The organism is Myceligenerans cantabricum, from assembly GCF_054777735.1.
In genome coordinates, this window is sequence record NZ_BAAHAJ010000004.1 from 437,436 (window position 1) to 450,177 (window position 12,742).

A 12,742-nucleotide genomic window follows, 5' to 3' on the forward strand; every position below is an offset into this window, starting at 1 on the left:
GAGGCTTCCGACGGCCCCGGCTCGTCGCCGTGACGGCCGGGCCGAAGGGCGCCGAGGCATGGCCGGTGGCGTGCGTGGCCGGTGGCGGGCAGGGGGCCGGGGACCGTCCGCGACTCATTCCTCCTCGTGGCCCAGGTCCGGGCGGGGGACGAACCTCGCCGTCGCCGAGGCCGCCGCGTGCAGCTCCAGGACCACGAGCTCGTTGTGCTCCCGCACCACCGGACCCGGCACGTACTGCGTCCGCGTCGGGCCATGGCTCCAGTACCGGCCGAGCGGCCAGCCGTTCACCCAGGCCAGCCCCTTGGTCCAGCCGTCGAGCCGCAGGAAGTGGTCCGCTCCTGGCTCGCTCACGAACTCCGCCCGGCACAGCACGGGCCCTGCCACCGGCTGGTCCGCGCCGGCCCACGGCGTCCCCGACGGTGCCGGGGCCTCGCCGCCGGGCGCGACCCTGTCCGGCGACGCGCGCTGGGCCTCGGCGAGCGCCTCCCGAACGGACGCAGCCAGCAGCCCGTCCGCGCCGTCCAGCGGCAGCGGTGTCACCGTCCAGTCCGTCACGTTCCGGACCGCCGTCCGGGCCGGGCCGATCAGACCCTTCGCCTCGCCGATGCGCGGGCCGTAGTTGACGCGGCCCTGGTCCTCGACCAGGAGCGTCAGCTCGCCTTCCACAGCGGGCAGCGGCAGCGTCCGCTCCGCCAGGGTCCGGCTCAGGGTGCCGAGAGGCGCCCCGTCGACGAAGGCGATCGCCCGGTCACGGATCTCGCCGAAGGTGATGGCGCCGTCGTCGGGCCGGATCCGGGTGGCGTAGACGCTGAGGCCGGACCAGTGTCCGACGTCGTCGTGCGTGAGCAGGCTCGTGCTGCGGTGCGTGCGTCCCAGCGTCCCCGCCACCTGGGCCAGCGGTACCCGCTCCCCCAGCGTCACGGTGAGGGCGGGTGCGGGCCCGGGCGCCGGCGGCGCCTCGCCGGGCACGTCCCGGTAGCGGCCGATCACGTCGCGCATCGCGGAGAACTTCGGGGTCGGCGCGCCGTGCTCGGCCAGCGGGGCGTCGTAGTCGTACGACGTCGTGAGGGGCAGATAGGTGCCCTTGTCGTTCGCGCCGCTGGTCAGCCCGAAGTTCGTCCCGCCGTGGAACATGTACAGGTTGACGGACGCGCCCGCGGCGAGCAGGTCGTCGAGGTCCTGGGCGTTGGTGTCCGGCGCCGCCACGTGGTGGTGCTGCCCCCACGAGTCGAACCAGCCGTTCCAGAACTCCATGCACATCAGCGGTCCGGTGGGCTGGTGGCGCCGCAGCACGGCCAGGCGCTCCGTGGCGCGCGAGCCGAACGACGCCATCTTGTGCAGCGCGGGCAGTCCGCCGCGGGACTGGTGGTGGTCGTCGGCCTGGTCGACGGTGAACAGCGGGACGTCGAGGTGCTGGCGGGCCAGGTCGACCAGCGCCCGGAGGTACGCCTCGCGGTGCTCGGCCGAGTCGTCCTCGCCACCGTCGCCGTAGGCGCCGTACTCGTTCTCCACCTGCACCGCGAGCACCGGGCCACCGGCGGTGACCTGCCGCTTGGCCACGATCGGCAGCAAGCTCCCGAAGTACTCGGCGATCGCGGCGAGGAACTCGGGGTCGGCGCGCCGCACTCCCGCGGCGCGCCGGCCGTCAGCACCGGCGAACAGCCAGGCCGGCAGGCCCCCGCCGTCCCACTCCGCGCAGACGTACGGCCCGGGGCGGACGATCGCGTGCAGGCCTTCCGCCGCGACGAGGTCGAGGAACCGCCCCAGGTCGTACCGGCCGGTGGTGCGGAACTCGCCGCGCGACGGCGCGTGGAAGTTCCACGGGACATACGTCTCGACCGCGTTCAGCCCCATGAGCCGGGCCTTGCGGATCCGGTCCGCCCACTGGTCGGGATGCACGCGGAAGTAGTGCAGCGCCCCGCTGACGAGCTGCACGGGCTCCCCGTCGAGCAGGAAGTCCTGCTCTCCGATCTCAAAAGTCCCCATATCTCCTCTTCCTCGCCCCCGGCCGGCTGCCTCCGCATCCGCGGCCGGTCCTCCGGTGACCGACGACCGGCCGCCGGGCCGGTCGGTCCTTCCCGAGGATCGGCCGGCCCTGCGGCGCGGGTCACTCCGTGACCGTGAACCCCTGGTCCGTGCCGTACTTCTCGTTCTCCGCCTGCCAGGCGGCCAGGCCGTCAGCCAGGCTCGTGCCGCCGAGCCACGCCTGCCCGACCGTGTCGGCGAAGATGTCGTTCGCGTACGACTGCCAGGGCAGGTACTGCCAGCCTTCGACGACGTCGTTCGCGCCGCCCGCGAGCACCTCGTTGATCGCCTGCCCACCGAAGTACTCGGACTCGTAGGTGAGGAACTCCTCGGAGCCCAGCTGCTTCACCGTGGCCGGGAACCCGCCGGTGGCCATGAACTCGTCGATCGACTCGTCACTCGAGTTGAGCCACTTCAGGAAGCCGGCGCCGAGCAGCTTGTTCGGCGCGTCGGCGGGCACTGCCTCGGCAGAGCCACCGTTCTCGGCGTTCACCGGGGTCCCGTCGTAGGTCGGCATCGGGGAGATCCTCCAGTCACCGGCGCCGTCGGGCACGCCCGACTCGAGGATTCCCGGCCCCCACGCGCCAAACGTGATCGACCCGATGGTGCCGTCGTTCAGGGCGGCGTACCACTCGTCCGTCCAGCCAGGGATGTCGCACAGGATCTCCGCGTCGATGACCTCCTGGTACATCTCGGTCCACTGCGCGGTGCCCTCGTCGGCGAGGTCGATCGTGACCTCTTCGCCCTCCGTGCGGAACGGCTGTCCACCAGCCTGCCAGATGAGGCTCGTGGCGAGACCGGGGTCGCCGGTGTCGTTCCCGATGCAGGCGTCCGGGTCGGCCTCCTTGATCTCCTTGCCGGCCTCGATGTACTCGTCCCAGGTGGTCGGCACGTCGACGCCGAGCTTCTCGAACAGGGCCTCGTTGTAGAAGAACGCCATGGGGCCGCTGTCCTGCGGCAGGCCCCAGATGCCGTCGTTCTGCGACACCGCGCCCCACGTCGAGGGCGTGTACAGGTCCTCCAGCTCGCCGAACCCGTACCCGCTCAGGTCGGTGAGCTGCCCTGGGAGCTGGTACTGGAGCAGGGACTGGTACTCGAGCTGGACCACGTCCGGCACGCCGTCGCCCGCCGCCAGCGCGTTCTGCAGCTTCTGGTTGTTGTCAGCGGCGCCGGACGTGTCGACCAGGTTCACGGTCACGTTCGGGTACGCGGCCTCGAACGCCTCGACCTGCTTCTCGGCCTGCGGCGTCCAGGTCCAGTAGGTGAGCTCGCCGCCTTCCTCGAGCGCGGCCTCGATCTCGTCGGCGCCGGCATCGTCGTCGGTGCCGCCGCCCGCGCCGTCGGTCGCGCCGCCGCAGGCGGCGAGCGTCCCGGCCAGGGCCAGGCCGGCCCCGGCGGCCGCTGCCGCCCGGAACCCGCGCATCGTGTGGTTCTTCATGGTTGTCTCCCGCGTCGTCGGTGAGGGGGGATTGCCGGTCTCGGAGTGCCGGCGACGGCGGTCCCGGGCGGCCCCGCGCAGAGGGCACGCCCGGACCGGCGTCGCCGGACGGTCACTGCTTCACGGACCCCGCGCTGAGGCCGGACTGCCAGTAGCGCTGCAGCACGAGGAACGCGACGACGATCGGCACGATCGTCAGGAACGCCCCGGTGAGGACCAGGTGGAACACGGGCGCGGCGCCGATCCCGGACGCGTCCGCGAGCCACTGGTACAGGCCGAGGGTGAGGGGATACAGGTTCGGGTCGTTGAGCATGATGAGCGGCAGGAAGTAGTTGTTCCACGTCGCGACGATCGCGAACAGCGACACGGTGACGATGCCCGGCGCCAGCAGGCGCAGCGAGATCGTGAGGAAGGTGCGCAGCTCGCTCGCGCCGTCGACCCGGGCCGCCTCGAGCAGCTCGGTCGGGACGGCCTCGGCGGCGAACACCCACATGAGGTACAGGCCGAACGGCGAGACCAGGGACGGCAGGATGATCGCCCACATCGTGTTGGTCAGGCCGAGCTGGCTGAACAGCAGGAACGTCGGCACGGCGAGCGCCGTGCCCGGAACGGCGATCGCGCCCAGCACCACGGCGAACACCGCCCTGCGCCCGCGGAACCGGTACTTCGCGAGGCCGTAGCCGGCCATCGTGGCGAGCAGCGTGGCGCCGCCCGCGCCCACCACCACGTACACGATGGTGTTGGCGAACCAGCGGGTGAAGATGCCGTCGTCGTGGACGAAGACCTCGGCCAGGTTGTCGAACAGCGAGAAGTCGTCGCCGAACCACAGGCCGAAGGAGCCCATCAGGTCCGGCTGGTCCTTCGTGACGCCGAACAGCAGCCAGGTGATGGGCAGCACCGAGTAGACGAGCAGGAAGCCCAGCAGGACGGTGAGCGTGATCGAGCGGCGGGGGCGGGAGTACGAGTAGCCGGCCATCAGTCCTCCCTCCGCATCCCGCGCAGCTGCACGACGTAGGCGATGGCCGCCGTGATGACGCCCATGATGATCGCGACGGTGGCCGCGTAGCTCACCTGGTTGCCCTGGAAGCTGAGGGTGTAGGCGTAGATGTTCGGCGTGTACGACGTCGGGATGAGGTTCGGCACGATCTGCTTGAGGATCTGCGGCTCGTTGAACAGCTGGAAGCTGCCGATGATCGAGAAGACCGTCGCGATGACGAGCGCACCGCGGACGGCGGGGAGCTTGATGTGCCGCACGATCCGGAACTGGTCGGCGCCGTCGATGGCTGCGGCCTCGTACGTCTCCGTGGGCACGGTCTTGAGCGCGGAGTACAGGATCAGCATGTTGTAGCCGACGAACTCCCAGGTCACGATGTTGCCGATGGAGAGCAGCATCCACTGCTTGGTGTAGGGCACCAGCAGCTCGAAGCCCGCCAGGTCGTTCAGCGAGCCCGTGAGGCCGACCCGGTCCGAGTACATGAAGCCCCACATCATCGCCGCCACCACGCCGGGCACGGCGTACGGGAGGAAGAGCCCGACGCGGAACAGCCTGCGCCCGTGCAGCCGCCCCGAGTCGATGGCGAGCGCCGCGACCAGCGCGATGGCCAGCATGATCGGCACCTGCACCGCGAGGAACAGCATCACGCGCAGCGCGCCGTCCCAGAACTTCGGGTCGACGAACGCCGCGGCGTAGTTGTCGAGGCCGACGAACTGCGTGCCGCCCACGAGCTGGGTGCGGAACAGGCTGAGGTAGAGGGAGTACACCAGCGGGGCGACGAAGACCAGCGCGAACGCGATCAGGAAGGGGGTCACGAACCCGGCTCCGGCGCGGGACACGCGCGCCGTGAGCCGGCCGGGCCGGCTCCGCGGTGGGGCGGGGGGTGCTGCGGACATCGTCGTCCTCTCGCCATGGTCGAAGGGCTGACGTGATTGTGGCCCACCCGGCACTGTTAACGCAAACATCTTGGGCAGCACGCCATGACCTCGCCGCGCCGGGCCCAGTATTGTCAAGGCATGAACGCGTCCCGTGGCAGATCAGGGGCCCGGCAACAGCGTCCTGCGCTGCCCGGCCCGTCGATGGCCGACGTCGCCGCGCTCGCCGAGGTGTCCGCCCAGACCGTCTCCCGCGTCGCCCGGAACGAGCCGACGGTGAAGGCGGCGACGGCGGCGCGCGTCCGTGACGCCATGGAACGGCTCGGCTACTCCCCCAACCGCGCGGCGCGGGCGCTGCGGTACGGGCAGTTCGGGACCGTCGGGATGATCGCGCACCGGCTGGCGCGCACCGGCGAGTCCCGCACGGTGGAGGCCGTGGTGGAGGCCGCCCAGGCCGAGGGGTACACGGTGGCGCTGGTCGACGTCGCCTCACCGGCGCCCGACGACGTCTCGGCCGCCGTCGCACGTTTGTCGCACCAGGACATCGACGGCCTGATCATCGTGCGGGCGGAGACGGCGACCCCGGACACGCTGGCGCTGCCGCCGCACCTGCCGGTGGTGGTGTCCGACTCGCGGTTCGTGGGTCACCATCCCGCCGTCGCCGCCGACCAGGCCGGAGGCGCCCGGGCCGCCGTCGAGCACCTGCTCGGGCTCGGGCACCGCACCGTGCACCACCTGGCCGGGCCGGAGGACTCCACCCCGGCGCGGCAGCGGGAGGCCACCTGGCGGGAGGTGCTCGTCGAGGCCGGGCGCCCGGCGCCGGACGTCGCGCGCGGGGACTGGTCCGCGGCCTCCGGGTACGACGCCGGGACCGTGCTCGCCGCGGACCCGGACGTGACCGCCGTGTTCGCCGCCAACGACCAGATGGCCGCGGGCCTCGTGCGCGCCCTGCACGAGGCGGGGCGCACCGTGCCCGACGACGTCTCCGTGGTCGGCTTCGACGGGATCGAGCTGGCGGCACAGCTCTGGCCGCCGCTGACGACGGTGGAGCAGGACTTCGCCGAGATCGGCAGCCGCCTCGTCGGTCTCCTGCTGCGCCAGATCCGTTCCCACGAGTCCCTGACGGACACCCACGAGATCGTCCCGGTCCGCCTGATCGAACGCTCCTCGACGGCGCCGCCCGCCCCGGGACGCCGCTGAGCGCGCGGTACCGGTGGGCTTCAGCTCGGCGAAGCGTTCGGCTCCGCGAAGCCCACCGGTACCGCGCGCTCGACGGACGTGGCGGAGTCAGGCGTAGGCGCGGCGGCGCTTGCTGATCACGTCGAACGCGACCGCCAGCAGGAGAACCAGGCCCTTGATGGTCTGCTGCCAGGCCGAGTCGACCGCCAGGATCGACAGGCCCATGTTGAGCACGCCCATGATGAGCGCGCCGATCATCGCACCGGAGATCTTGCCGACGCCGCCGCGCACGGCGCACCCGCCGATGAAGCAGGCGGCGATCGCGTCCAGCTCGTACAGCTGGCCGGCCGAGGCGACGCCGGCCCCGGCGCGCGACGTGGTCACGATGGCGGCCACGGCGGCCAGCAGGCCCATGTTCACGAAGATCATGAAGTCGGTGGTCCGTGTCCGCACGCCCGAGAGCTGCGCCGCGTGCCGGTTGCCGCCGACGGCGTAGATGTGCCGCCCGAACACCGTCCTGCTCAGCACGAACGTGAAGACCATGATCAGGCCGCCCACGATGAGCAGCACGATCGGCGTGGCCCGCTGCGCGATCCAGTACGTGATGACGCCGATGAGGACGACGGCCACGGCGTTCTTGGCGATGAACAGGGACATGGGCTCGACCGCGAGGTCGTGCTTGATCAGGCCACGGCGGGCACGCCACTGCGAGAAGACGAACCCGATCATGCCGACGATCCCGATCAGCAGCGTCATGCCGTCCAGGACGCCGACGAAGCCCAGCCACGACGGCAGCTCGCCGTTCGAGATCGCGATGAACGCCGGGTCCAGGCCGGCCCGGGTGGTGCCGACCAGGACGATCGCGAGCCCGCGGAAGATGAGCATGCCGGCGAGCGTCACGATGAACGCCGGGATCCCCACGTACGCGACCCAGAAGCCCTGCCAGCAGCCCACCAGGATCCCCAGCACCAGCGCGAGGGCGACCGCGACCGGCCACGACCAGCCCAGGTCCGACATCATGATGGCGCAGGCCCCGCCGATGAACGCGACCAGCGACCCGACGGACAGGTCGATGTGCCCGGCCACGATCACCATCACCATGCCGATGGCGAGGATGAGGACGTAGGCGTTCTGCTGGATCAGGCTCACCACGTTGTTGGGGTCGAGCAGTCGCCCTCCGGTGAGCACCTGAAACAGGGCGACGATCAGCAGCAGGGCAAAGACGATGCCGTACTGGCGGGCATTCCGGCCCACGAAGTCGGTGAGCTCGTTCATCGGACCCTCTCCATGGTCATGTAGCGCATGAGTTCTTCCTGTGTGGCCTGCTCGCGCGGGACCTCGCCGGTGATCCGGCCCTGCGACACGGCATAGATGCGGTCGCAGACACCGATCAGCTCGGGAAGCTCGGACGAGATGATGATGACCGCCTTGCCCGCCTCGGCGAGCGCGTTGACGAGGCCGTAGATCTCGAACTTGGCGCCGACGTCGATGCCGCGCGTCGGCTCGTCGAGGATGAGCACGTCCGGGTCGCTGAAGACCCACTTGGACAGCACGACCTTCTGCTGGTTGCCGCCCGAGAGCTTGCCCACGACCGACTCCACCGTCGGGGCCTTGATCCCGAAGTCGCGCCGGTACCGCTCGGCGACGGTCGCCTCTTCCTCGCTCCGGATGACACCCATCCAGTCCATCAGCTTGCCCAGCGCGGAGGACGAGATGTTCTCGCGGATCGTCTGGATCAGGTTGAGGCCCAGGCTCTTGCGGTCCTCCGTGGTGTACGCGAGACCGTGCCGGATCGCGTCGGACACGTTGCGGACGCGGATCTCCTGGCCGTTCTTGTAGAGGCGGCCGGAGATCCCGGTCCCCCACGACCTCCCGAACACCGACATCGCCAGCTCGGTGCGGCCGGCCCCCATCAGGCCCGCGAGCCCGACCACCTCGCCGGCCCGCACGTTGAGGTTCGCGTGGTCCACCACGACCCGCTCGGTGTCCACCGGGTGGTGCACGGTCCAGTCCTCGATCCGCAGGGCCTCTTCGCCGATGACGGCGTCGCGATGCGGGAACCGGTGCTCCAGCGAGCGGCCCACCATGCCGCGGATGATGTGGTCCTCGGTGATGGGCTCGGCGCCGTGCAGGTCGAGCGTCTCGATGGTCCGCCCGTCCCGGATCACCGTGACACGGTCGGCGACCGCCGTGATCTCGCCCAGCTTGTGACTGATGATGATGCAGGTCATCCCCTGCGCGCGGAACTCGCGTAGCAGCTTGAGCAGGTGCTCGGAGTCGTCGTCGTTCAGCGCGGCGGTGGGCTCGTCGAGGATGAGCACGTCCACCTTCTTGGACAGCGCCTTCGCGATCTCCACGAGCTGCTGCTTGCCGACGCCGAGCTCCGCCGGCGTGATCTCCGGGTTCTCCGCCAGGCCCACCCGGGCGAGCAGGTCGGCGGCCGCGCGGTGCGTCCGGTTCCAGTCCATCACCCCGGCGCCGGCCTTCTCGTTGCCGAGGAAGATGTTCTCGGCGATCGACACCTGCGGGATGAGCGCCAGCTCCTGGTGGATGATGACGATCCCCCTGGCCTCGCTGTCGCGGATGCCGCGGAAGGCCATCGGTTCGCCGTCGAACACGATCTCACCGTCGTACGAGCCGTGCGGGTAGACGCCCGACAGCACCTTCATCAGCGTCGACTTCCCGGCGCCGTTCTCGCCGCAGATCGCGTGGATCTCGCCGCGCCGCACCTGCAGGTTCACGTCCTGCAGCGCTTTCACGCCGGGGAACTCCTTGGTGATCCCCAGCATCTCGAGGACGACGTCCCCGTCTTTCTCAGTCATCCGTGCCTCCTGTGCCCGACAGCGGTCGTGGGTCCCCTCCGCGTCCCACCCGCGATCGCCGAGGCGGTCTGTCCCAGCGGCAGCAGACTGCGCGGCAGCAGACTGCCTCGGCGGCCTTGCTGTGCCGAGGCAGCAGGCCCCCGAGGGGCCTGCTGCCTCGACGGGTGGATACCGGTCTCAGAGACCCAGGTCGGAGGCCTCGTAGAAGCCGGAGCCGACGAGGACTTCCTCGACGTCGTCCTTCGTCACGACCTGCGGCTCCAGGAGGAAGGACGGCACGACCTTGACGCCGTTGTCGTACGACTCGGTGTCGTTGACCTCGACCTCCTCGCCCGCCACGATCTGGTCGACCATCGTGGCGACCTGGTCACCCAGGGTGCGGGTGTCCTTCCAGACCGACATCGACTGCTTGTCGGCCAGGATGTTCTTCGTGTTGGCCTCGTCCGCGTCCTGGCCGGTGATGATCGGCCAGTCCTTGCCGGGCTCGTAGCCGGCGCCCTCGAGCGCCTGCTCGATGCCCAGCGCGAGCGAGTCGTTGGGCGACAGCACGACGTCGACCTTCTCGTCGCCCTTGTAGAAGGAGTTCAGGCGGTTCTCCATCTCGGACTGGGCGTCGGCCGACTCCCAGCCCTGGATGCCGATGGTGGTCCACTCGTCGACCGTCGCCGGCGCCTTGCCGGACGGGACCTCCAGCACGCCGTCCTCGACGTACGGGGAGAGCACGTCCCAGGCGCCCTTGAAGAAGAACCTGGCGTTGTTGTCGTCCGGGGAGCCGGCGAAGGGCTCGAGCGTGAACGGCCCTTCCTCACCGTCCTCGAGACCGAGCTGGTCCACGATGTACTCGCCCTGGAGGGTGCCCACGAGCTCGTTGTCGAACGTGGCGTAGTAGTCCACGTTCTCGGTCTCGTTGATCAGGCGGTCGTAGGCGATGACCGTGATGTCGTTGCTGGCGGCGTCCTGCAGCACCGGGGCCAGCGCGGTGCCGTCGATCGACGCGACGACCAGGATGTCGGCACCGTCGTTGATCATGTTCTGGATCTGCGTGATCTGCTGGTCGACCTTGTTGTCGGCGTACTGGAGGCTCGCCTCGTAGCCGGCGTCCCCGAGCAGCTCCTCCAGGTGCGCACCGTCGTTGTTCCAACGCTCCAGCGAGCGTGTCGGCATCGCGATGCCGACCGTGGTGGCCTCCGGGCCGCTACCCTCGGCCTCGTCGTCGCCCGTGGCACGTTCGGCGCTGCACGCACCCAGCGCCCCGACGGTCAGGGTGGTCGCGGCCAGGGCCGCGGTGATGCGGCCGAAACGGCGCAGTGACATCGTCGTCTCCTCTTCGTCTTCGAATGGGTCGTTCGGGACGCTAGCAGCATGCGTTCGGAGTTCAACCCCAGCGCGGCCGATCGTGACCTGATTGTGTTCGAGTCCCTAACACAAGGATCGCCGACCGTTCAGGTTAGAGTCCCAGCGTGACCAGGAGCCGAACGCCCGGTTCCGCGACCTCCATGCGGGAGGCGAACCGGGCCCGCATCGTCGACGCGGTGAAACGGTACGGCGGGCTGACCCAGGTCGAGCTCGCCGCGGCCACCGGCGTCTCCACGGCCACCGTGTCCACGATCGTGCGCGAGCTCCTCGCCGCAGGTGTCGTCGAGACGCACTCCACGTCCCGCTCCGGCCGCCGCGCGACGCGCGTGACCATGGCCCGGCAGCTCGGCCTCGTGGCGGGCGTCCAGGTGGGGCCGCGGTCCCTGCGCGTCGCGCTGAGCGATCTCGCGCTCGACGTCGTCGCCGACCAGTACCTGCCCCTGCCGCTCGACCACCGCGTCGACACCACGCTCGACCGTTCCGCGCTGCTCGTCATGGACCTCCTCGAGCAGGTGGGGGCCGACGTCGACGAACTGCTCGCGCTCGGTCTCGCGCTCCCCGCCCCGGTCGACGCCGCGACCGGCGAGCTCACCGTCCGCGGCGCCCTGCGCGGCTGGGAGGACACGGAACTCGCGCGGGTCCTCTCCCGCCGCATCGCGCGCCCCGTGCACGGCGACAAGGACGCCAACCTCGGGGCGATCGCCGAGCAAGACCTCGGCGCGGCGCGCGGGAAGCACGACGTCGTCCACGTGCGCGTCGGGCACACCACGTCCGCCGGGATCCTGCTCGACGGCCGCGTCCACCGCGGACGCGACGGGACCGCCGGCGAGATCGGGCACGTGCAGGTCGACCCGTCCGGGCCGGTCTGCCGCTGCGGCAACCGGGGCTGCCTGGACACCGTGGTCGGTGCGACGGTCCTGCTCGGGCTGCTCCGGGCCAGCCACGGCGAGCTCACCGTCAACGACCTGCTGGCCCGCGCGGGTTCCGGCGACCTGGGCTGCCGCCGCGTCCTGGCCGACGCCGGCCGTGCCGTCGGCGAGGTGGTCGGCGACCTGGTCACCGCGCTCGGGCCGGAGATCGTCGTCGTCGGTGGCGAGCTCGCCGCGGCCGGGGACGTGCTCCTCGGCCCCCTGCGTGACGCCGTCGCCGCCCGCACCGTACCGTCGATGCGCGGGACCGTCCCCGTGGTCGCTGGTGAGCTCGGCGAACGAGCCGACATACTGGGCGCGCTCGCCCTGGCGCGCCGCCAGACCGAGATCGAACTGTCAGGAGGAGGCACGACGACGTGACCGGCTTCCAGCCCGTGCTCTCCGCGCACGGTATCCACAAGTCCTTCGGGCCCGTGCGCGCGCTCGACGGCGTCGACCTGGATGTGCACCCGCACGAGGTCGTCGCCCTCGTCGGCGACAACGCCGCCGGCAAGTCCACGCTCGCCAAGGTCGTCGCGGGCGTCCTCGCGCCCGACGCCGGGACCGTCAGCGTGGAGGGGAACCCCTTGCCGCCCGGCTCCCCCGCGGCGGCCCGCGCCCTCGGCGTGGCGACCGTCTTCCAGGACCTCGCCCTGGCCGAGAACCTCGACGTGGTGCAGAACCTGTACCTCGGTCAGGAGCTCTCCGGCAAGGGCGGGATCGGGCTCGACGAGGCCGCGATGGAGAACCGGGCGCGCGAGATCCTCGCGTCGCTCACCTCCCGCATCCCGTCCGTGCGGACGCCGGTGGCGGCACTGTCCGCCGGGCAGCGGCAGACCGTGGCGATCGCGCGCACGCAGCTCGGCTCGCCCAAGGTCGTCGTGCTCGACGAGCCGACGGCGTCGCTGTCCGTGGCACAGACCGCCGAGGTCCTCACCCACGTCCAGTCCCTGCGGGACCTCGGGCACGGCGTGATCCTCATCAGCCACAACCTGGCCGACGTCCTCGCGGTCGCCGACCGCGTCGAGGTGCTGCGCCACGGCCACAACAACGGCTCGTTCCCGGCCTCGGAGGCGACCCACGAGACGGTGGTGGCCGCCATCACCGGCGCCACCCGCATCCCCCGCAGATCCACGGCGAAGTAG

At 70.9% G+C, this 12,742-nt stretch carries 10 protein-coding genes; 3 read left to right on the forward strand and 7 right to left on the reverse strand.

All coding sequences use genetic code 11. The annotated features are described in order from the left end of the window. Window positions 1–114: 114 nt before the first annotated feature. The 4 genes from ACYU96_RS04355 to ACYU96_RS04370 all read right to left on the reverse strand — a co-directional run bounded on the left by ACYU96_RS04355 (window position 115) and on the right by ACYU96_RS04370 (window position 5,353). Complete coding sequence (locus ACYU96_RS04355; protein WP_460749386.1) at window positions 115–1,986, reverse strand: glycoside hydrolase family 35 protein; 1,872 nt, start codon at window positions 1,984–1,986, stop codon at window positions 115–117. A 121-nt stretch (window positions 1,987–2,107) separates the two neighbouring features. Next, window positions 2,108–3,463 (reverse strand): ABC transporter substrate-binding protein, encoded by a 1,356-nt coding sequence (locus tag ACYU96_RS04360; RefSeq protein ID WP_460749388.1) that lies wholly within the window; start codon window positions 3,461–3,463, stop codon window positions 2,108–2,110. A 112-nt stretch (window positions 3,464–3,575) separates the two neighbouring features. Continuing rightward, window positions 3,576–4,439 carry a carbohydrate ABC transporter permease gene (locus tag ACYU96_RS04365; protein ID WP_460749390.1) on the reverse strand — a complete coding sequence of 288 codons (864 nt, stop codon included), beginning with the start codon at window positions 4,437–4,439 and terminating at the stop codon, window positions 3,576–3,578. Beyond that, window positions 4,439–5,353 (reverse strand): carbohydrate ABC transporter permease, encoded by a 915-nt coding sequence (locus tag ACYU96_RS04370; RefSeq protein WP_460749392.1) that lies wholly within the window; start codon window positions 5,351–5,353, stop codon window positions 4,439–4,441. The genes ACYU96_RS04365 and ACYU96_RS04370 overlap by 1 nt, the downstream gene beginning before the upstream one ends. Window positions 5,354–5,473: 120 nt before the next feature. On the opposite strand from ACYU96_RS04370, the gene ACYU96_RS04375 reads away from it, so the two are divergent. Continuing rightward, on the forward strand, window positions 5,474–6,532 hold the full coding sequence (locus ACYU96_RS04375) for a LacI family DNA-binding transcriptional regulator (protein ID WP_460749393.1): 1,059 nt from the start codon (window positions 5,474–5,476) through the stop codon (window positions 6,530–6,532). A gap of 87 nt (window positions 6,533–6,619) precedes the next feature. Here ACYU96_RS04375 and mmsB read toward each other — a convergent pair whose 3' ends face one another. The 3 genes from mmsB to chvE all read right to left on the reverse strand — a co-directional run bounded on the left by mmsB (window position 6,620) and on the right by chvE (window position 10,647). Then, window positions 6,620–7,786, reverse strand: coding sequence for a multiple monosaccharide ABC transporter permease (gene mmsB, locus ACYU96_RS04380; protein WP_460749395.1), 1,167 nt, complete (start codon window positions 7,784–7,786; stop codon window positions 6,620–6,622). After that, complete coding sequence (gene mmsA, locus ACYU96_RS04385) at window positions 7,783–9,333, reverse strand: multiple monosaccharide ABC transporter ATP-binding protein (protein ID WP_460749397.1); 1,551 nt, start codon at window positions 9,331–9,333, stop codon at window positions 7,783–7,785. Before mmsA ends, mmsB begins: the two co-directional genes overlap by 4 nt. Before the next feature lie 177 nt (window positions 9,334–9,510). Further along, complete coding sequence (gene chvE / locus ACYU96_RS04390) at window positions 9,511–10,647, reverse strand: multiple monosaccharide ABC transporter substrate-binding protein (RefSeq protein ID WP_460749399.1); 1,137 nt, start codon at window positions 10,645–10,647, stop codon at window positions 9,511–9,513. A 146-nt stretch (window positions 10,648–10,793) separates the two neighbouring features. Here chvE and ACYU96_RS04395 point away from each other — a divergent pair, with 146 nt between their 5' ends. Together ACYU96_RS04395 and ACYU96_RS04400 are read left to right on the forward strand one after the other, a co-directional pair. Then, entirely contained in the window at window positions 10,794–11,978 is a 1,185-nt protein-coding gene (locus tag ACYU96_RS04395; protein ID WP_460749401.1) for an ROK family transcriptional regulator, read from the forward strand. Continuing rightward, entirely contained in the window at window positions 11,975–12,742 is a 768-nt protein-coding gene (locus tag ACYU96_RS04400; RefSeq protein ID WP_460749404.1) for an ATP-binding cassette domain-containing protein, read from the forward strand. The genes ACYU96_RS04395 and ACYU96_RS04400 overlap by 4 nt, the downstream gene beginning before the upstream one ends.

Excerpts from the sequence above, each read along its gene's own strand:
- ACYU96_RS04370 (WP_460749392.1), bottom strand. The coding sequence starts at position 5,353 with ATGTCCGCAGCACCCCCCGCCCCACCGCGGAGCCGGCCCGGCCGGCTC.
- ACYU96_RS04375 (WP_460749393.1), top strand. The coding sequence starts at position 5,474 with ATGAACGCGTCCCGTGGCAGATCAGGGGCCCGGCAACAGCGTCCTGCG.
- ACYU96_RS04365 (WP_460749390.1), bottom strand. The coding sequence starts at position 4,439 with ATGGCCGGCTACTCGTACTCCCGCCCCCGCCGCTCGATCACGCTCACC.
- mmsB (WP_460749395.1), bottom strand. The coding sequence starts at position 7,786 with ATGAACGAGCTCACCGACTTCGTGGGCCGGAATGCCCGCCAGTACGGC.
- ACYU96_RS04360 (WP_460749388.1), bottom strand. The coding sequence starts at position 3,463 with ATGAAGAACCACACGATGCGCGGGTTCCGGGCGGCAGCGGCCGCCGGG.
- mmsA (WP_460749397.1), bottom strand. The coding sequence starts at position 9,333 with ATGACTGAGAAAGACGGGGACGTCGTCCTCGAGATGCTGGGGATCACC.
- chvE (WP_460749399.1), bottom strand. The coding sequence starts at position 10,647 with ATGTCACTGCGCCGTTTCGGCCGCATCACCGCGGCCCTGGCCGCGACC.
- ACYU96_RS04355 (WP_460749386.1), bottom strand. The coding sequence starts at position 1,986 with ATGGGGACTTTTGAGATCGGAGAGCAGGACTTCCTGCTCGACGGGGAG.